The sequence below is a fragment of the Streptomyces sp. NPDC059788 genome, assembly GCF_042732265.1.
Lineage (GTDB): Bacteria > Actinomycetota > Actinomycetes > Streptomycetales > Streptomycetaceae > Streptomyces.
Map to the genome: position 1 here is coordinate 93610 of NZ_JBHWHY010000030.1, position 17817 is coordinate 111426.

A 17817-nucleotide genomic window follows, 5' to 3' on the forward strand; every position below is an offset into this window, starting at 1 on the left:
CCCCGTACCGCAGCCGGTTGCGCGGTCTACTCCGGGAGGTGCTCGCGATCGAGGTCGAACTCCCCGTCCCGCGCGCCCAGGACGAACGCGCGCCACTCCGCTTCGGTGTACCGCAGCACCACGTCCGGCTCCTTGGAATTGCGCATGGCCACCGCGCCCTTCTCCAGGAAGGCGATTTCCACCGCCTCCTCGGACTCGCCCGGGGCGCGCTGCCAGGTGGCGTCGGAGATGTCGAGGGCGTAGAGCCACTCCTTCTCAGCTGCGGCACTCATTCGGTGAACTCCTCGCTCGCGGTCCGTACGGGTCTGCGTACGGACCGTCAGCGTACGCGGTGACCGGATGAGCTTCCAGAGGTGCCCCGAGGTGTGCTAACAGTCCGGGCGGGGCGGGCGGGCTCAGCCGCGGTCCAGGTAGGCCAGCACCGCCAGGACCCGCCGGTTGTCGTCGTCGGACGGCGGCAGCTCCAGCTTTCCGAAGATGTTGGAGGTGTGCTTGGCGACGGCACGCTCGGTGATGACCAGTTTGCCCGCGATGGCCGTGTTGGAGCGCCCCTCGGCCATCAGCTCCAGCACCTCGGTCTCGCGCGGCGTCAGCCGGGCCAGCGGCCGGTCGCGCGCCCGCCGGGACAGCAGCTGCGCGATCACCTGCGGGTCCATGGCCGTACCGCCCGCCGCCACCCGCCGTACCGCGTCGATGAACTGCTCGGCGTCGAAGACCCGGTCCTTGAGCAGGTAGCCGACGCCGCCGGTGCCGTCGGCCAGCAGCTCGCGCGCGTACAGCTGCTCCACGTGCTGGGAGAGGACGAGCACCGGCAGGCCGGGCCGGGCGCGGCGGGCGGCCAGCGCGCACTGCAGGCCCTCGTCCGTCAACGACGGCGGCAGCCGCACGTCGACCACCGCGACGTCGGGCTGCTCCTCTTCGAGCGCCCTCGCCAGATCGGGGCCGTTGTCGACGGCGGCGGCGATCTCGAAGTCGAACGCCTCCAGCATCCGTATCAGACCGTCCCTCAGGAGGAAGAGGTCTTCGGCGAGCACAACGCGCACGGGATCTCCAGCGTGACCAGGGTCGGGCCGCCCGCCGGGCTGCTGACGGCCAAGATGCCGTCGAATGTACCGAGTCTGCGTTCGAGACCGCGCAGACCGGAGTGCGTACCGGCCTGGCCGGGCACGTCCGCGCCGCCCGCGGGCGGCAGGACCGCCCCGCCCCGGCCGTCGTCGCCGACGGTGACGCGCAGCCGTCCGTCGGTGTAGTCCAGGTCCACCCACGCCCGCGCGGCGTCCGCGTGCTTCGCGGTGTTGGTCAGCAGCTCGCTCACGGAGAAGTACGCGGCCGACTCCACCGGCGCCTCCGGGCGGCCCGGCAGCCGTCCGGTCACCTCCACCGGCAGCGGCATCCGCAGGGCCAGCGCCCGCACGGCGTCGTCCAGCCCGCGTTCGGCCAGCACCGGCGGGTGGATGCCGCGTACCAGGTCGCGCAGCTCGGACAGGGCCTCCGCCGAGGACGTACGGGCGTGGGCGACCAGTTCCTTGGCCTTCGCCGGGTTGTGCTCGATCAGCGCCTCGATCGTGCCCAGGTCCATGCCCATGGCGACCAGCCGGGCCTGCGCGCCGTCGTGCAGGTCCCGCTCGATGCGGCGCAGCTCTGCGGCCGAGGCGTCCACCGCGTCGTGCCGGGTCTCGGTCAGCCGCGCCACGCGGGCGGTCAGCTCGGTCTTGGGCGGGGTGAGGAAGACCGCGGCGAGCCGGAAGTGCAGCGGCAGCAGCTTCGTGTTGAAGACGGAGGCGGCGAGGATCACGGTCCCCAGCACCGGCATGAGGGCCACCTGCACGGGGTCCGGGGCGAACAGGAACCCGTACACGTAGTCGTCGATCACGCCGTTCCAGACCAGCACCGCGATGACGAAGCCCTCGATGCCGTACGCGATCAGCAGCCCCGGCAGCAGTGCCGTGAGGAACCCCGCCGTCATGTCGACCAGCAGCCACAGCAGCTCCCGCCAGGTGGCCGGGTCGCGCAGCAGGTGCTGGGTGCGCTGCACCAGGCCGGGCAGGCCGTGTTGCCGTTCGGGCAGCGGACGGTAGGCGGCCGGCACCCGGATGCCCGCCCAGTCGTGCGCCCACGCCCGCCGCCGGTCCGCGAAGCGGCGGGTCAGCTGCACTGCGAACGGTGTGGTCAGCCACCCCAGCCCGATGGGCAGCAGGGCCAGCGAGACGGCCGTCAGCGAGAAGAGCAGGACCGAGCCCACGAGCGAGACGGCGGCGAGCCCGAGCCCGCGGGCTCCGGCAACCAGTGTTCGGCGGACCCTCATCCGTACGCTCCCTGTGCTTCATGCGCCCGGACGTCGGGCACGGGAACAGTCTGCCTGGTGGAGAAGACCAGGTCATGGGGTCCCGCCCCCCAAGGGGGGTGTAGCCGGCCCCACCGTCGCGGGCCGCGGTCCGGCGCACGCCGTCCCCCGCGGGCCCGGCGCCCCGGCCGTCCCCGCCTTCTCCCGTATCCGCGACCCCTGCCGGCCTCATCACGTCTCGACTCCTCCGGACGGAGAGCCCCATGAGCGTCCCCGCGACCGTGCCCGCCGCCACCGCCCCCACACCAGCCACCACCGCCACGCCTCCGGGCGGCGCACCCGGCCCCGCGCCGGTCCCCGCCCCGGGCGCCCCCGCCGCGTACACCACCTCGATCGCCGGCACGCCGGACCTGGTACGCGCCGCCCAGCGCCTGCGCCACCAGGTCTTCGGCGAGGAGATGGGCGCCACCCTGCACTCGCCCCTGGCGGGCCACGACATCGACCCCGTCGACGACCTCGCGGACCATCTGATCGTCACCGAGACCGCGACCGGCGACGTGGTCGGCACCTACCGGCTGCTGCCGCCGGGGCGCGGCGAGCGCCTCTACTCCGACGGCGAGTTCGACCTGACGGCGCTCGCCGCGCTGCGTCCCTCGCTCATCGAGGCGGGACGTTCCTGTGTCCACCCCGGCCACCGCAGCGGCGCCGTCATCAACCTCATGTGGGCCGCGCTGGCCCGCTACACCCTGCTGTCCGGGCACCGCTACCTGGCGGGCTGCGCCTCCGTACCGCTGGGGGACGGCGGCGTCGCCGCGGAGGCCGCCTGGGAGCTGGGCCGCACCCGGCACGCCGCGCCGCCGGAGCTGCGGGTCACGCCGCACCACCCGTGGCGGCCCGCGGGCCCGGGGCCGGACGCGCGGCCGAACCCGTCGCTGCTGCCCCCGCTGCTCCGCGGCTACCTGCGGATCGGCGCGTGGGTGTGCGGACCGCCCGCCCACGACCCGGAGTTCGACGTCGCCGACTTCTTCGTGGTGCTTGACATGGACCGCCTGAACGACCGCTACCGCCGCTTCTTCCTGGGCGACCAGCAGGCCGGACGGGACGCGCCGGAGCGCCGGGAGGCGTCCGCCGGGAGCCGGGCATGAGCACCTGGGAGGTACGGTCCGAGTGCACCGCGGACTGCGCGGCCCACGCCGCGCCACGCGTCCCGCTCACGGAGACCGCCCGGCGCTGCACCGCCTTCGCGCGGGCCGCGGGCCGCGCACTGCGGGACGGTGAGCGGATGGCCGAACCGGCGCGGCTGCGGGCGCACGCGCGGGCGGTGCTGGCCGCGATCGGCGTACGGCTCGTCGTCGAGACCGCGGCGGACACGGCGGGCCTGGCGGCACCGGCCGCGCGCCCGCCAGGCTCAACCGGCGCGGCCGTGCCCGGCCCCACGGGCGCGACCCCGACCGGGACCCCGGGGCGGGCCGCCGCGCCCCGCCCCGGCACCCTCGTCGTCGCCAACCACATCTCCTGGCTGGACATCCCCGCCCTGCTCGCCGTCGAGCCGGTGACCCTGCTCGCCAAGCGGGAGGTCGGCGACTGGCCGCTGGTCGGCACCCTCGCGCGCCGCGCCGGTACCCGCTTCATCGACCGCGAAAGCCCGCGCCAACTGCCCTCGGCCGTCGCGGATCTGGCGGACCTGCTGCGCTCAGGGCGCTCGGTGGCCGCCTTTCCGCAGGCCACCACCTGGTGCTCGGTGGCGCACGGCGCCTTCCGCCGGGCCACTTTCCAGGCGGCGCTGGACGCGGGCGCGCCCGTACGGCCGGTGACGGTCGCCTACGAGCAGCACGGGCTGCCCAGCACCGTCGCGGGCTTCCTGGGTGACGAGGAATTCCTGTCCTCCGTACGGCGGGTGGTCGGCGCGCGCGGACTGACGGTGCGGGTTACCGTGCATCCGCCGCTGCTCCCGGGGCCCGGCACCACCGACCGGCGCGCGCTGGCGGACCTGGCCCGCGCCGCCGTGACCGGCACCGGACGGGAGCCGGCCCGGCAGCACGCGCTCGGCCGCCGGCCCGGCCGCCCGGAGGGCCAACTGCTGGCCACGTAGCGGAGCCCCGGTACGTACCGGGTGCGAACCGGGCACGTACCGGGTGCGTGCCGGTCAGACGCCCGGTACGTACTTGTAGCCGACGCGCCGTACGGTCACGATCGACGACCGCAGGCCCGCGCCCAACTTGCGGCGCAGCCGGGCGACATGCACATCGACCGTACGGCCGTCGCCGACGTGCCCGTACCCCCACACCGTGGTGACGAGCTGGTCGCGGGTGTGCACCCGGTGCGGGTGCGCCACGAGGTGGGCGAGCAGCTCGAATTCGAGGTACGTCAGGTCCAGCGCGCGGCCGAGGACGTGCACGGTCCGCTGCTCGGGGTCGATGCGCACGGTCTCGTCGCCGGTCGTGGCCGCCGCGGCGGCCGGTTCCCCGGGCGGCGCGGACGGTGCGGCCGCGGCGGCCGGCACCTGCTCCGCCGGTACGAGCACCAGGTAGCCGACCATGGCCGGCTGCCCCGGGAGCGCGGGCAGGCTGTGCTGCGGCGCCGGGAGCCAGGTGGCGCCGGAGGTCAGCAGGTCGGCGACCGGTGGCAGTTCGTCGGGTGCCACGGCGCGCAGCCGCTGGCGCGGCCGGCCGGGCACGGCCGGGGCGGGGGAGGCGGCCGTCGCGGAGGCGGTGGCGGAAGGGGCGGGCAGGGTACGGACGTTCGTCATGATCGTCAGCTCTTTCGCGCAGAGGGGCGTCGGGGACGTCGTGCGCGCGGGCAGGGCTGGGGACGCGGTGGAAGGCGTCGGTGAGGCGTGTGCGGGCCCGCGCTCAGTGCGCGCGGCAACACAGACGGTCGAAGTGATGCCCCTGCCGGGACGGCCAGAAAGGCTTGAGGTCGCTGCGACCCGTCGCGGTGTCGGTAAGGCTGGCCATGCCCCCATTCAACCAGACGGCCGTTGATCTGTCCTTCACGTGGCCTGCGGATCGACGCGAACCGGACGGCGGAACGGGGCGGTCGCACGGCGCCGGAACGCGGCGCCCGCGCCCATGCCCAGCAGCAGCGCCGCCAGGTGCCCCACGTCCGTGAAGTCCCGCCGCCGGCGCAGCACCGGGTGCGCGCCCAGTGCCAGCAGCCCCACCGTGGCGGCGGCCCGCGCGCCACGGTGCGGTACGGAAACGGCGAGCGCGCCCAGCGTGGCGTAGAAGCCGTAACTCGCGCCGACGTCCACGGCCCGCTCGGTGTCGGGCGTCACGGCCTCGTGCGAGAGCGCGCGGGCCGCCCGCAGCCCGCCGTAGACGAGCACGCTGGCGCCGATGTGTCCGGCGGCGAACATCCCGGCCGCCCGCCGGGTGCCCCACGCCGCCTCGGCCGTGCCGAGTGCCGCGAGCAGCGCGATCCCGTACGGGACGGGCAGCGGGCCCTCGACGAACACGGCACTGGTCGCCAGCGTCCGCCAGCGGCCTGCCCGCAGGTTGTGGACGTTGGTGGAGTGCGCGCGCAGCAGCTCGGCGCGCTCCTGCGCGGGCAGCCGCGCGGTGGCGTACGCGCCGAGCTGGACGGCGCCGACGTACAGCGGGGTGAGCCAGGGAGCACAGGCGGAGCGCGCTTTCATGCCCTCCATCATCCCTGGCCGCACCCGGCACCGGCCGGGCCGGTGCCGGGACCGGGCTCAGGCGAGGCGGATCTCGACCGGATCGGCCGAACCGCCGCGTACCGTGACCGCTGACCCTGCGGTCCGCGGCGCGTCGTCCCCCTCCGACCGGCACTCGACGGTGTAGCTGCCGTCGGCGCCCGCGGACAGGGCGAAGCGCCCCTGGTCGTCCGTGAGCGCGGCCACGTCCGGGAAGGGCCCGGGCCCGGCGGCGAGGTACACCCGGGCGTCCGGGACGGGCCGGCCGTCCGTGTCCACCACCACTCCGGAGATCACCGCCATATCGGGCCCTTCGTCTCCTCGGGTCCTCATGCCGTACGGCGCCCGGCGCGGGCCCGTACGGTCATGCCTTCCACGACACGTAGTTGTTGTACACCGGCGTGGTGATCCGGGTGCCGGAGTTGGTGACGGCGCCGCCGTACGCGTGGATCGCGATGCCGTACCGGCCGCCGTTGTAGAAGTGGTAGACGGAGCTGCCGCTCTGGCCGCCCGCCGTGTCGATGTCGTAGTACACCTTGCGCGGGCCGACGGAGGCGACGCCGCGCGCGTCGTACCACTGCGTACCGGCCGGCTTGTCACCCGGATAGCCGGAGATGTTGCCGACGGTCTTGAGCAGGTCGGCGTCGGACCACACGCCGAAGCCGAACCATCCGGTGGTGTTGCCGAGGTTGGTGGGCAGGATGATCGCGCCGTAGTCGTAGTTCTCGTCGCCGTTGTTGGCCCAGCCGTTGACCGTGCGGAAGCTGGTGCTGGTGACGACGCCGTACGGGAGGGTGTTGCCGTTGCGGCCCGGCATCACGTTGATGCTCTTGACCCAGCCGTCGCGCCCGGCGACCCCGCTGTTCTTGATGTAGACCACGTGCCCCGCGGTGGCCAGGGTGTGCGGGCCGATGAACCAGCCCGTGCCGATCCAGCGGGAGTTGTCCGCCGCGGTGATCAGCAGCGAGCAGTGCACCCGCCACGGGTACACGGACGTGTCGGTGATCTGCACCCGGTCGTCCGGGCCGTGCACGGTCTCGGCGGCGACCGGGGGCGGGCCGAAGGACGCCTCGCCGATGTCCGGCAGCGCCGCGGTGGGCGGCTGCCAGAGCTGTTCCGGTGTGCCCTCGGGACGGGTGTAGCCGCGTACGTTCTCCAGGCCGTCGCCGGTGGGCCTGGCCGCGTCGCCCTGCGGCCCCTCGGACGGCGCCTGTACGGCCAACTCCTCGGCAGTGAAGACGACTTGCTGTTCCTCCGGCTCGTTGGAGACGGCGGTGTGGAACTCGATCGGCATTGCTGTTCACCGGGCCTCTCGGTTCTCGCGGTGCACAGTGGGAGTCCTCCTGTGGGAGTCCTCTCCTTGTACTGCGGTCCCCGGGGCCGGACAACGAAAGATGCGCCGAATTCTTGCGGATAGCCCTCTCCTACGTCATCTGTCCCGAACTGCCCCGACAACAGCACGAGACGGGCCGCGAACACGGGACACCCTGCCCACGGAGAACTTCCGCATGGAGAACGGGCACGGAGGGGGCTTGTGAGGTGCTGCGGGGGAGGAACGGACGTACACGGAAGAGACCGACCGCACGCGCCCTCACGCGCCCGCTCGTGCGCGCGGGCGCGTGAGGGCGGACGAGGCGCGGGGGCGCGGCGGGCGCGGGTACGCGTACGGGAGGAGGGGCGGGGCCCGGGTACGTGTGGCGGGAAGCGGCGTGCGGCGCGGGCGCTACTGGGGCGCCCTTGCGGCGCGGGGCACACTGGCGTCCATGACGACGACCTTGCGCATCGGACTCCTCGGCACCGGCCCCTGGGCGCAGCGCGTCCACGCCCCCGCCCTCGCCGCCCACCCCGGCGTCACGTTGACGGGCGTCTGGGGACGCCGCCCGGAAGCCGCCGCCGCGCTGGCCACGAGCCACGGCACCCGCCCGTACGCGACGCCCGAGGAACTGTTCGCCGACACCGACGCCCTCGCCATCGCGCTCCCGCCCGCCGTCCAGGCCGACCTCGCCGTACGGGCCGCCGAAGCCGGCCGCCACCTCCTCCTGGACAAGCCGGTCGCCACCACGGTCCCGGAAGCGCGCGCGGTGGCCGACGCCGCCGAGCGGGCGGGCGTCGCCTCCGTCGTGTTCTTCACCGCGCGCTTCGGCGACGCGGAGGGGGAGTGGGTCGACCGGGCCGCGGCCACCGGCGGCTGGTTCACCGCGCACGCCGACTGGCTCGGCTCGGTCTTCGCGGCCGACAGTGACAGCCCGTACGCGGCCTCGCCCTGGCGGCGGGAGAAGGGCGCCCTGTGGGACGTCGGCCCGCACGCCCTGTCGCTCCTGCTGCCCGTCCTCGGCGACGCCGAGCAGGTCACCGCCACCCGCGGCCCCGGCGACACCGTGCTGCTCACCCTCCGGCACACGGGCGGCGCGGCCAGCTCGGCGACGGTCAGCCTGACCGCGCCGCGGGTGGCCTCCGCGGTCTCCGTCACCCTGTACGGCACCTCGGGCACCACCTCGCTCCCGCGTCGCCAGGACGGCCCGGAGGTGGCTTACGCGCGCGCGGTGGACGCGCTGCTCGCCGCCGTACGCAGCGGCACACGGCACGCCTGCGACGCGCGGTTCGGGCTGCGGGTGACGGAGGTGCTGGCGGCGGCGGAGGCGTCGTTCGAAGGGCACGGGGAAGCGGGCGGAGCGGGCGTCTGACCGGCGGGGCGGGCGCCCCGCCCCTCACTTGATCAGGGCGTTCGCCACCGCGATCAACAGCCCGAGCGCGGCGTCGGCCACCCCGATCAGCACGGCCCCGCGCCTGCGGTAGCCCATCCGCAGCGCGGCGGCCACGCCCCAGCCGAACAGCAGCGTGGCGTTGAGCGTCAGCCCGGCCGCCGTGGTGGGGCCCTCCGGCCAGTTCCAGCCGCCCGCGGCCAGCAGCAGCGCCACGGTGGGCAGCGAGGCGACGACGAGCGGCCACTCGTCCATCAGCCGGTGCCAGAGCGCGTACCAGCGGTGGCCGGCGGTGTGGCCGCGGTGGGTGGACATGTGGTGGGCGTAGCCGTGCGCGAGCGCCGCGGTCACGGCCGTGACCAGCACCCACAGCGCGTCGTACACGGGCGTGAACGGCGTTCCCGCGCTCTGCAGGGCGGCCAGCAGCGCACTGGCGAGCACCGTTCCGTACACGCCCCCGAACAGCACGTTGGAACCCATGGGCAGCTCCTCTCCGGGGATACGGCAATGGCGGCGGTACGGCAATGGCGGAGTCACGGCAGCGACGGTGCTACGGCGATGACGGTGCTACGGCAGTTCCGTCGGGACGGCGGTGACGTCGTAACGGAATGGCACGACGAGCAGTCCACGTTAATCGGCGGTCCCGTCCTTTTCCTCACCGTAAGGGCGGAGAAAGAAATGGCCGAAGGTATGACAACGCGTGGCGACATCGCCTTTCCGCACGCCTGCCGCACGGCAGGAACCACGCGGAAGGAACCACGGGACCGGCTTATACCTTCCCGGGTATCGCTACATGCCGAAACTGGTCTTGGAAGGCATCGGGAATCCCGCCTAACGTCGTGACCGCGCCCTTCGCGCTCCCCACGCCCGCACTCCGCGCCGCACGTCTGTGCGCCGTACGACAAGGAGGCGCAGCTCATGACAGCGTTCACGAGTTACGTCGAAAGCATTCTCCAGGAACTGGCGGACCACCCCGGACGCCGGGTGCTGACCACCTCCGAGGGGCGGGACATCACCGCCGCCGACTTCCACGACAGCGTCCACCGCACCGCGGCGGAACTGGCCGACCGCGGAATCGGACGCGGCCGGACGGTCGCGATGCTGACCGGCAACCGGCCGGAGGCGCTGTCCGCCCGGTACGCGGTCAACCTGCTCGGCGCCCGGATCGTGCTGCTGTACGAGGGGCAGGCCCCGGAAACCCAGGCACGCGTCGTGGAGAGCGCGGAAACCGTCCTGCTCCTCGTCGGTCCGGAATCGGCCAAACCCGCCGCGGAACTCCTCTCGCACCTGGACGGCGTCGCGCCGGACGTCCTGACGCTGGGCCCCGGCGGCAGCGGCCTGGACGCCGAGGATCTGACCGCCGCTGCCGCCGCCCGCCCGTCGGGCCGTACGGTCGAGAGCGCGGCCCGTGCCGACGACGACTGGTGCATCCGCTACACGGGCGGCACGACCGGTGTCCCCAAGGGCATCCAGATGGCGCACGGCCCGTACGCGAAGGCGGTGGCCTACCGCTTCGCCTCGGCCGGCGACCCGGCCCGCCTGCTCGTCTGCACCTCACTCGCCCATCTGGCCGGACAGCTGTCCGACATGACGCTGGTCGCGGGCGGCAGCGTCGTCCTCCAGGACGGATTCGAGCCCGGCGCGGTCCTCGCCGCGGTCGCCCGCGAACGCATCACCCACATGTGGCTGCTCCCGCCCCTCCTCTACCAACTGCTCGACCACCCCGACCTCGCCACCGCCGACCTCACCAGCCTCACCCGCATCACCTACGGCGGCTGCCCGGCTTCCCCGTCCCGGCTGCGGCAGGGCCTCGACCTGCTCGGCCCGGTCCTCTACGGCTGGTACGGGCAGTCCGAGGCCCTGCTGCTCACCGAGATGAACCCGGCCGAGCACGACATCACCGGGCAGGGCGGGCAGATCACCGTCGGACGGCCCGTACCCGGCGTGGCCGTCGAGATCCGTGACGAGCAGGGCCGCAGCCTCCCGCCGGACACCAGCGGCGAGGTGTACGTCCGCTCCGAGGGCATGATGACCGGCTACTGGAAGAAGCCGGAACTGACCGCACAGGTCATCCGCGACGGCTGGGTGCGCACCGGCGACATCGGCTACCTGGACGGCGCCGGCTACCTCTACCTGATGGACCGGGTCAAGGACATGGTCATCGTGGTGGGCGGCCACGTCTACCCGGGCGAGCTGGAGGACCTGCTGCACACCCACCCGGACGTCGCGCACTGCGCGGTCTTCGGGGTGCGCACCGCCGACGAGGTGGAGGAGGTGCACTGCGCCGTCGTCCCCGCCCCGGGGCGCACGGTCGACCCCGGGCAGATCACCGACTTCGTGGTGGCGCACAAGGGGACGATGTACGCGCCGCGCGGCGTGCACCAGGTGGACAGCATCCCGCTCACCTCGGTGGGCAAGCCGGACAAGAAGCGGCTCAAGGCGGAGTTGGTGGGGCGGTAGGAGGAGCGGGGCGGGAGGGCGCGGGGCGTCGGGCGCGAGGCGCCGGCGGATGCCGGCCGACGCGGGAGGGCCGGGCCCACCGCTCCGCCGACGCCGTCATCAATTCCTCACACAATGCGAGACACGGCGTCACGAACAGCGCGCACCATGGTCAGCTCCCGCCCCCGCCGTACGCTTTCGACGAGCGTCCGCCCGGCCACCGTTCGGAGACCACCGCCTGATGACCCGTGTGCTGCTGATCGAGGACGACCCCGCCGTACGCAAAGGCGTTCACCTCGCGCTGCGCCGCCGCGGCCACGAGGTCGAGGCGGCGGCCAGCGGCGAGACCGGGCTCCTCGCGCTGGAACGCTTCCGCCCGGACCTCGTGCTGCTCGACCTGATGCTGCCCGGCATGAGCGGCCTGGAGGTGTGCCGCCGCATCCGCGAGACACAGCAGATCCCGATCATCATCCTGTCCGCGCGCGGCGACGACATCGACATGGTGGTGGGCCTGGAGGCGGGCGCGGACGACTACGTGGTCAAGCCCGCCGGGGGCGAGGTGCTCCAGGCACGGATGCGGGCGGTGCTGCGGCGGGTGGTGGGGGAGCGGCACGGGGAGGGCGGCAACGCGTCCTCGCCCGGTTCTCCCTACGGGCCTTCGCCCGGGTCCGCGCCCGGGCCCGCCTCCCGGGTGTCGTTCGGCGCGCTGACCATCGACCGCGCGGCGCTCCTGGTCACCAAGAACGGCCAGGACGTCGTGCTGGCCCCCTCCGAACTGAAGCTGCTGCTCTTCCTGTCCGATTCACCGGGCCAGGTCTTCAGCCGCCAGCAACTCCTCGAACAGGTCTGGGAGCACAGCTTCTACGGGGACGTACGGCTGGTGGACGCGTGCGTGATGCGGCTGCGCTCCAAGGTCGAGGACGATTCGCGCGCGCCGGTGTACGTGCAGACGGTACGGGGGTTCGGCTACCGGTTCGGACCCCTGTGAGCGCGCGGTCCCGCACCCGGCCCTCCTCGGAAGGGACCGTGCCTCCCTCGGGAGGGGCCGAGTCGGCTCCGGCAGGGGCCACGTCGGCTCGGGCAGGGACCGCGTCGGGGCGGGGCCGGGAGCGGCTGGCCGCCGCGTACACCAGGCTGCGCGGGCTGCGTACCCGCCTCGTCGTCGGCTTCCTCGTGGTCTCCGCGCTCAGCGCGCTGATCACCGCGACGCTCACCTTCCGGCAGGCCCGTACCGCCATACTGGCCCGCACACAGAACACCGCCGTGCACGACCTGCGCGTCCAGATGGAGTCCCTGGGCCCCGACCTGCCGTTCCCGCCCCGGCGCGAGGACCTGCAAAACCTCGTCACCCAGCTCGACCGGGCGGGCGGCTCCCGCGACTGGCGCACCTACGCGCAGTACGAGGACGCGCCGGTCGTCCCCGGGCCGTGGGGCGGGAGCGGCGGCGCGCCGGGAGGCGGGGGCGGCGGGCAGGCGGGGCGGGGGAGCGGCGAAGCGCCGGGGCGCGAGGACGGCAGTGCGCCGGGGAGCGGCGGGCAGGCGGGGCGCGAGGGTGGTGATGCGCCGGGGCGCGAGCGCGGCGGCGCGGTCACTGACGGGCTGCGCGCGGCCGTACGCGCCCACCACGCACCCATCTTCCAGCGCGTCGACCGGGGCGGGCAGCCGTGGCTGGCGATCGGCATGCCGGTGGACTTCACCGATCCGGCGGCCAAGGGGTACGGGTCCGGCGCAGGAGCCGCAACCCCAGCCCCCTCAACAACCTCTCCGTCCTCTTCCCCCTCCCCGACCACCTCCCCATCTTCTTCCTCCCGCGAGAACAAGCCCTCCGGCCTCATCGTCTACGCCGAGTTCGCCCTCGACAACGAGCAGGCCGACATCGCCGCCCTGGTCACCGCCGCCCAGGCCGGCGCACTGCCCGCGCTCGCGCTCGCCGTCGTCCCCGCCCTGTTCGCCGCCCGCCGCGTCCTGCGGCCGGTCCGCCGCCTGCGGGAGGCGGCCGAACGCATCACCTCCGGCGAACTGGACACCCGCTCCCCGGTGACCGGCCGCGACGAACTCGCCGACCTCACCGTCACCTTCAACGAGATGGCCCGCGCCCTGGAGAAGGACGACGCCGAACTGCGCCGCATGGAGGCCAACGCCCGGCGCTTCGCCGCCGACGTCTCGCACGAACTGCGCACCCCGCTGGCCGCCATGGCCGCCGTCACCGAGGTCCTGGACGAGGACGCGGCGCGACTCGACCCCGACACCGCCGACGCGGTGCGTCTCATCAGCGACGAGACCGCCAAACTCGCCCGCATGGTGGAGGACCTGATAGAGGTCTCGCGCTTCGACGCGGGCGCCGCCGACCTGCACCTCGACGAGATCGACGTCGCCGTCGCCCTGCGCAAGACCCTCCAGCTGCGCGGCTGGCAGGACCAGGTCGAGACCGCGCTGCCCGAGGGCCTGCGGGCCCGCTTCGATCCGCGCCGTATCGACGTCGTCGTGGCCAACCTGGTCGGCAACGCGCTGCGGCACGGCGGCGTGCCGGTGCGGCTGACGGCGTACGCGACGACGGGACGCCTGCGTATCGACGTGGCCGACCAGGGCCCCGGCATCGACCCGCAGGCCCTCCCGCACGTCTTCGACCGCTTCTTCAAGGCCGACGCAGCCCGGGCCCGTTCCAGCGGCAGCGGTCTGGGACTGGCCATCGCCATGGAGAACGTACGGCTGCACGGCGGCACCCTGCGCGCGGCCAACGCCCCGGGCGGGGGGACGGTGTTCACGGTCGAACTCCCGATTGATCCGCTGACGGGACCGGGGCCGGGGCCGGGACCGGGGCCGGAACCGGGACCAGGACCGGGGCCGGACGCCACCGACCCCACCACCGGCCCCAGCTCCCACCCCACCACCGTCCCCGCCTCCCACCCCACCGCTCCCGCACCCGAGGACCGCCCATGAGGCCCCCGGCCCGACCGACCCAGACCACCACCTCCAAGGCGACCACCCCGCCCCCCGTCCCCCATCTGGCCGCTCTCCTGACCGCCCTCCTCCTCCCTCTCCTCCTCACCGGCTGCGGTATCGCCCCCACCGGCTACGTACAGGCAGGCGCCCCCGCGCAGGGCATCCGGCAGCCGGGCACCACCACCTACACCGCCCGCATCTTCTTCCTCTCGCCCCTCGGCATTCACGCGGCGGTTCGCCCGGCCGACGGACCGGTGGGACCACAGGAGGCCCTGGACCTGCTGCTCAAGGGGCCCACCGCGGCGGAGCGGGCGCGCGGGCTGGTCAGCGTGGTGCCGCCGATGTCCGGCCGGCTCACCGCCGTCCCCGCGAACGGCGCGGTGAGCGTCTTCCTCCCGACGCCGGTGGCACGGATGGAGGCCGCGGCGGTCCACCAGATCGCGTGCACGGCCGCGAACTCCGCCCTCCCCGGTGGCCGCCCGGCCACTCAGGTCGATGTCCGGATCTACGAGCCGGAGAGCCGGGGCGCCCCCTGGACGGTGCACTGCTCCAGCAACGGCATCGCCCTACCGGTCACCGGTCCGGAACCCACCCGCACTCCTGGCCCGTAGCCTTCCCGCACCCCGGCCGCGCCGTCTCACGGGCCCCCGGACCCACCCCCGGACGCCCGGCCGCCCGGACCCGTCCCCACCCCCGACGGCTCCGCCGCCCCTGGCCGTGTGGCTGCTGTTGCACGACAGCCCCCACCCCACGCAAGTACTCCCTGACCAGGCGGCTTTGTCAGTGGTCCGCACTAAAATCGGAGGCAGAAAGGGAGCAGTCCAGGACTGCTGATCCGCTGACCCAGGAGGTTGCCGATGGCCGTAGTCGCACTGCCCACGAACGCCGCCGTTCCGAAGACGACCACATACGCAAGGGCCGCCGCGCGCCGGGTGGTCCGCCACACGCCGATGGTCAAGAAGCCGCTGCCCGCCGGACTCCCGCGCGAGTGGTACGAGGCCCACAACCGCCGCCTGAAGGCCATGCGCCTCGCGATAGCCCTGCTCGACGGCGGTGTCTACACCCCGGAGCGGGCTCGTAACCGCACGATCCGCACGACCGCGGCCCGTATCGGAGTGCGCCCGCCCTCCAATACGACCTGCCGCCTGGTCCGCTCCCTGATCACTGAGAACGCCCGCTGACCCGGCAGGCGCCGCGCCGCCGCCTGCGCGGGAACACGGGCAACGACTCCAACCGACCCTGACCGCAGCCCAGCCGCCGCACTCCTGACCTGACCGGCCCCTCCTGGCCTACCCGGGAGGGGCCACCAGTCATACCCGAAACCGCGGGGCCGCCGAAATGCCGCTGCGGATACGCCCGATCGCGACAGGTACGCGGGCCCAGGCAGATGCCGGCCCCCTCACGCCGCGCCGGCCGCCCGCAGCGCGACCCGGGCCGCCGAAGTCCCCAGCCCGGTGGGCCGGCCGCTCCACGCCCCGGACGTGGCCCCGGCCCCGGTCCCCGCCGACGCGTCCGCGCACCCCTTGTGGCGCCGCAGATCCTCCTCCCGGTACCGCCGGCACTCCCGGTGCCAGGTGAGTATCCCGGACATCCAGTTCTCCAGCTCCTTCACATATCCGTCCAGCAAGGCCCGCGCCTCACCGGACAACTCGAAGTCGTCGTAGAGCACCGGAAGTTCATTCGCCGCCACATGCTGGAACTCCCGCATGCGCGACGTCATGAGATCGTGGACGATCGCGAGCGCCGTCGGATAGTCACAGTCGAAGAAGTTCTGCACCACGAGAACCCCGTTGTGCACCTCGCCCTCGTACTCGATCTCCTTCTGGTACGAGAACACGTCGTTCAGCAGGGTCGCGTAGTCGGTGGCGGCGTTTTCCAGCGAACGCATCGGACCACTGCGGTAGATCTCCTCCGGCACCCGCCGCCCGTGCCCGATACGGCTCAGGCTCATCGTCATGTCGGAGCCGAACGTCGCCCGCCGCATCTCGATGTAATCCACCGGATCGGGCACGTGGTGCAGCGCCTGGTTCTCCAGCTCCCAGATCCACCCGGCCGTCATCACCTCGACGGAATTCCGGAACGTCCGCCGTGCCGCGGCGTCCATCGACTCCGTCGTACGACGCCACAGATCCGCCAGCCCGCGTTCCATCGCATTGGCCGGCTCCGGTGCGACCGCGCCCTCCTCCACGGGCATGCACTCGGAAAGCCGCGCATTGCACGCCTTGGCCCCGGCCACGTCCCGTACCGTCCCGAAAACCGCGGGATAGTAGTCGTCTCCGTACGTCCCCCAGGTCAGCCACTGCGACCCCAGGTCCAGTTCCTCCGGCGTCGCCTCGGGATGCAGCCCGGCGGCGCACAACGGGAAGTCGTAGTCCGCGACCTTCTCGGCGCTCCAGATGCCCGACAGCGGCACCCCCGCCTCCGGCCGCAACAGCCCCATTTCCCGCGCCCACTCCACCGTATTCACCCGGGCCCCGTCCAGGTGCGGACACAGCGTCGTCTTGAACGGCATGGAGAAGTCGGGCAGCTGTGAAGGCCCCACCTTCTGGAACGGCACATGCGTGAAGTTACGCACCCGCTTGGCGCCCACGACCGCCGCGGCCCGCCGCGCATCCGCTCCCGAGGTCCCCAGCCCCCCGAACGCGAAAGGCGACCAATTCGCCTGCTCCGCCGCCTTCCCGCCCCCGTTCATATACCGACTGGACCTCATGTGCCATTCGTGCCCACCCGACTGCCAGTCCTGCAACCCCTTGGCATAGGCGAGCACATCCGCGCACTCCTGCGGACTCATCCCCTGCTCCGCGAACAGCACCGGAAGTTCGGTCAACACGGTGTTCTCGAACTGCTGCACCCGCGAAGTGATCAGATCATTGACGGCGTCCGCCGCCTCCTGAGTCGTGCACCCGAGGAAGTTCTCCAGCACCAGCACCCCATTGCTGAGCTCCCCCTCCTCCTCGGTCTCCCGCTGATACGAAAACACGTCGTTCCTCAAGTGCACCGCGTCCGAGAACGTGTCCTTCAGCACCCGCAACGGCCGCGCCCCGGCAACCGCCGCCGGCACCTCGGCCGCCGCCGCGAACTCCACCAGCCCCGCCGACCAGGGCGCGCCACCGACCTTCCGGCGCATCTCGATGTATTCGACGGGATTGGGCAGCCGCCCGGCATTGATATTCGAAAGCTCCCACAACGACTCGTTCAGCAGATGCTCGGTGTTCTCCCGGAACCGCGCCCGCCACGCCCCCGACATCGACGGCACCGTCCGAGCCCACAGATCAGCCAGCCCGGCCTCCACCGGATTCACCGGCTCCGGCACCGGCGTATCCAGCTCCATCGGCATGAACAGCGGCAGCCGGTCCAGATACGCCTTACCGCCCACCCGGTCCTGCGTCCGTTTGAACGCCTCCAGGAAATGGTCGTCGAAGAAGAACACCCACACGTACCAGTCCGTCACCAGCGACAGCACATCCGCCGAGCAGTCCGGATGCGTATACGCGCACAACAACGCGTAATCATGCGCATCCAGATCCCGCTCCTCCCAGATCCCCGACCCCTCCAGCATCCCCATCCCACGCGCCCACTCCTTGGAGTGCCCCCGGGCCTCCTCCACATGAGCGTTCAACCGAGCCGGATACGGCAGATAGAACCCCGGCAATTCAAACGGCTGCTCCGCCACGACCTGCCCTCTCCTAGTCCGTCAAACCGTCCAGCCGGAGCCGCTTCCCCCGCCCCACGCCTCCAGCGGCCACAGCACTACCCACCCGACCCACCGGCTATCCACCGTCTTGACATATCGC

At 73.1% G+C, this 17817-nt stretch carries 17 protein-coding genes; 8 read left to right on the forward strand and 9 right to left on the reverse strand.

Annotated features, from left to right (window positions below):
* Window positions 1-26 precede the first annotated feature (26 nt).
* The 3 genes from ACFV57_RS25560 to ACFV57_RS25570 form a co-directional block, all read right to left on the reverse strand.
* Window positions 27-272 carry a DUF397 domain-containing protein gene (locus ACFV57_RS25560; RefSeq protein ID WP_385236712.1) on the reverse strand — a complete coding sequence of 82 codons (246 nt, stop codon included), beginning with the start codon at window positions 270-272 and terminating at the stop codon, window positions 27-29.
* A 123-nt stretch (window positions 273-395) separates the two neighbouring features.
* Window positions 396-1043, reverse strand: a complete 648-nt coding sequence (locus tag ACFV57_RS25565; protein WP_385236715.1) for a LuxR C-terminal-related transcriptional regulator — start codon at window positions 1041-1043, stop codon at window positions 396-398.
* Window positions 1007-2305: a sensor histidine kinase gene (locus ACFV57_RS25570; protein WP_385236718.1), complete on the reverse strand. Its 1299-nt coding sequence runs from the start codon at window positions 2303-2305 to the stop codon at window positions 1007-1009. The genes ACFV57_RS25565 and ACFV57_RS25570 overlap by 37 nt, the downstream gene beginning before the upstream one ends.
* A gap of 242 nt (window positions 2306-2547) precedes the next feature.
* Between ACFV57_RS25570 and ACFV57_RS25575 the strand changes: the two genes are divergently transcribed.
* Window positions 2548-3429, forward strand: coding sequence for a GNAT family N-acetyltransferase (locus ACFV57_RS25575; RefSeq protein ID WP_385236721.1), 882 nt, complete (start codon window positions 2548-2550; stop codon window positions 3427-3429).
* Window positions 3426-4376, forward strand: a complete 951-nt coding sequence (locus tag ACFV57_RS25580; protein ID WP_385236724.1) for a 1-acyl-sn-glycerol-3-phosphate acyltransferase — start codon at window positions 3426-3428, stop codon at window positions 4374-4376. The genes ACFV57_RS25575 and ACFV57_RS25580 overlap by 4 nt, the downstream gene beginning before the upstream one ends.
* A gap of 54 nt (window positions 4377-4430) precedes the next feature.
* Here the strand turns inward: ACFV57_RS25580 and ACFV57_RS25585 are convergent, their stop codons facing one another.
* The 4 genes from ACFV57_RS25585 to ACFV57_RS25600 all read right to left on the reverse strand — a co-directional run bounded on the left by ACFV57_RS25585 (window position 4431) and on the right by ACFV57_RS25600 (window position 7233).
* A complete protein-coding gene (locus ACFV57_RS25585; protein ID WP_385236727.1) occupies window positions 4431-5033 on the reverse strand; it encodes a winged helix-turn-helix domain-containing protein in 603 nt (200 codons plus the stop codon).
* Window positions 5034-5276: 243 nt separating this feature from the next.
* On the reverse strand, window positions 5277-5921 hold the full coding sequence (locus ACFV57_RS25590) for a rhomboid-like protein (protein WP_385236730.1): 645 nt from the start codon (window positions 5919-5921) through the stop codon (window positions 5277-5279).
* 57 nt (window positions 5922-5978) lie between these two features.
* Complete coding sequence (locus ACFV57_RS25595) at window positions 5979-6242, reverse strand: carboxypeptidase-like regulatory domain-containing protein (protein WP_385236733.1); 264 nt, start codon at window positions 6240-6242, stop codon at window positions 5979-5981.
* Between the two features lie 61 nt (window positions 6243-6303).
* On the reverse strand, window positions 6304-7233 hold the full coding sequence (locus tag ACFV57_RS25600) for a trypsin-like serine peptidase (protein WP_385236736.1): 930 nt from the start codon (window positions 7231-7233) through the stop codon (window positions 6304-6306).
* Between the two features lie 469 nt (window positions 7234-7702).
* Here ACFV57_RS25600 and ACFV57_RS25605 point away from each other — a divergent pair, with 469 nt between their 5' ends.
* Window positions 7703-8623, forward strand: coding sequence for a Gfo/Idh/MocA family protein (locus tag ACFV57_RS25605; RefSeq protein ID WP_385236740.1), 921 nt, complete (start codon window positions 7703-7705; stop codon window positions 8621-8623).
* A 24-nt stretch (window positions 8624-8647) separates the two neighbouring features.
* On the opposite strand, the gene ACFV57_RS25610 is transcribed toward ACFV57_RS25605, so the two are convergent.
* On the reverse strand, window positions 8648-9121 hold the full coding sequence (locus ACFV57_RS25610; protein WP_385236743.1) for a hypothetical protein: 474 nt from the start codon (window positions 9119-9121) through the stop codon (window positions 8648-8650).
* Between the two features lie 438 nt (window positions 9122-9559).
* Here ACFV57_RS25610 and ACFV57_RS25615 point away from each other — a divergent pair, with 438 nt between their 5' ends.
* From ACFV57_RS25615 to ACFV57_RS25635, 5 genes are all read left to right on the forward strand, one after another.
* Window positions 9560-11101, forward strand: a complete 1542-nt coding sequence (locus tag ACFV57_RS25615; protein WP_385236746.1) for an AMP-binding protein — start codon at window positions 9560-9562, stop codon at window positions 11099-11101.
* A gap of 220 nt (window positions 11102-11321) precedes the next feature.
* Entirely contained in the window at window positions 11322-12068 is a 747-nt protein-coding gene (locus ACFV57_RS25620) for a response regulator (protein WP_385236749.1), read from the forward strand.
* Between the two features lie 38 nt (window positions 12069-12106).
* Entirely contained in the window at window positions 12107-14020 is a 1914-nt protein-coding gene (locus ACFV57_RS25625) for a sensor histidine kinase (protein WP_385236752.1), read from the forward strand.
* Window positions 14017-14634: a hypothetical protein gene (locus ACFV57_RS25630; RefSeq protein WP_385236755.1), complete on the forward strand. Its 618-nt coding sequence runs from the start codon at window positions 14017-14019 to the stop codon at window positions 14632-14634. Before ACFV57_RS25625 ends, ACFV57_RS25630 begins: the two co-directional genes overlap by 4 nt.
* A 246-nt stretch (window positions 14635-14880) precedes the next feature.
* Window positions 14881-15204 (forward strand): hypothetical protein, encoded by a 324-nt coding sequence (locus ACFV57_RS25635; protein ID WP_385236758.1) that lies wholly within the window; start codon window positions 14881-14883, stop codon window positions 15202-15204.
* Window positions 15205-15422: 218 nt separating this feature from the next.
* On the opposite strand, the gene ACFV57_RS25640 is transcribed toward ACFV57_RS25635, so the two are convergent.
* Window positions 15423-17696, reverse strand: a complete 2274-nt coding sequence (locus tag ACFV57_RS25640) for a germacradienol/geosmin synthase (protein WP_385236761.1) — start codon at window positions 17694-17696, stop codon at window positions 15423-15425.
* Between the last annotated feature and the right edge of the window lie 121 nt (window positions 17697-17817).

Excerpts from the sequence above, each read along its gene's own strand:
- ACFV57_RS25615 (WP_385236746.1), top strand. The coding sequence starts at position 9,560 with ATGACAGCGTTCACGAGTTACGTCGAAAGCATTCTCCAGGAACTGGCG.
- ACFV57_RS25570 (WP_385236718.1), bottom strand. The coding sequence starts at position 2,305 with ATGAGGGTCCGCCGAACACTGGTTGCCGGAGCCCGCGGGCTCGGGCTC.
- ACFV57_RS25590 (WP_385236730.1), bottom strand. The coding sequence starts at position 5,921 with ATGAAAGCGCGCTCCGCCTGTGCTCCCTGGCTCACCCCGCTGTACGTC.
- ACFV57_RS25575 (WP_385236721.1), top strand. The coding sequence starts at position 2,548 with ATGAGCGTCCCCGCGACCGTGCCCGCCGCCACCGCCCCCACACCAGCC.
- ACFV57_RS25600 (WP_385236736.1), bottom strand. The coding sequence starts at position 7,233 with ATGCCGATCGAGTTCCACACCGCCGTCTCCAACGAGCCGGAGGAACAG.
- ACFV57_RS25580 (WP_385236724.1), top strand. The coding sequence starts at position 3,426 with ATGAGCACCTGGGAGGTACGGTCCGAGTGCACCGCGGACTGCGCGGCC.
- ACFV57_RS25595 (WP_385236733.1), bottom strand. The coding sequence starts at position 6,242 with ATGGCGGTGATCTCCGGAGTGGTGGTGGACACGGACGGCCGGCCCGTC.
- ACFV57_RS25560 (WP_385236712.1), bottom strand. The coding sequence starts at position 272 with ATGAGTGCCGCAGCTGAGAAGGAGTGGCTCTACGCCCTCGACATCTCC.
- ACFV57_RS25610 (WP_385236743.1), bottom strand. The coding sequence starts at position 9,121 with ATGGGTTCCAACGTGCTGTTCGGGGGCGTGTACGGAACGGTGCTCGCC.
- ACFV57_RS25630 (WP_385236755.1), top strand. The coding sequence starts at position 14,017 with ATGAGGCCCCCGGCCCGACCGACCCAGACCACCACCTCCAAGGCGACC.
- ACFV57_RS25585 (WP_385236727.1), bottom strand. The coding sequence starts at position 5,033 with ATGACGAACGTCCGTACCCTGCCCGCCCCTTCCGCCACCGCCTCCGCG.
- ACFV57_RS25605 (WP_385236740.1), top strand. The coding sequence starts at position 7,703 with ATGACGACGACCTTGCGCATCGGACTCCTCGGCACCGGCCCCTGGGCG.
- ACFV57_RS25635 (WP_385236758.1), top strand. The coding sequence starts at position 14,881 with ATGGCCGTAGTCGCACTGCCCACGAACGCCGCCGTTCCGAAGACGACC.
- ACFV57_RS25620 (WP_385236749.1), top strand. The coding sequence starts at position 11,322 with ATGACCCGTGTGCTGCTGATCGAGGACGACCCCGCCGTACGCAAAGGC.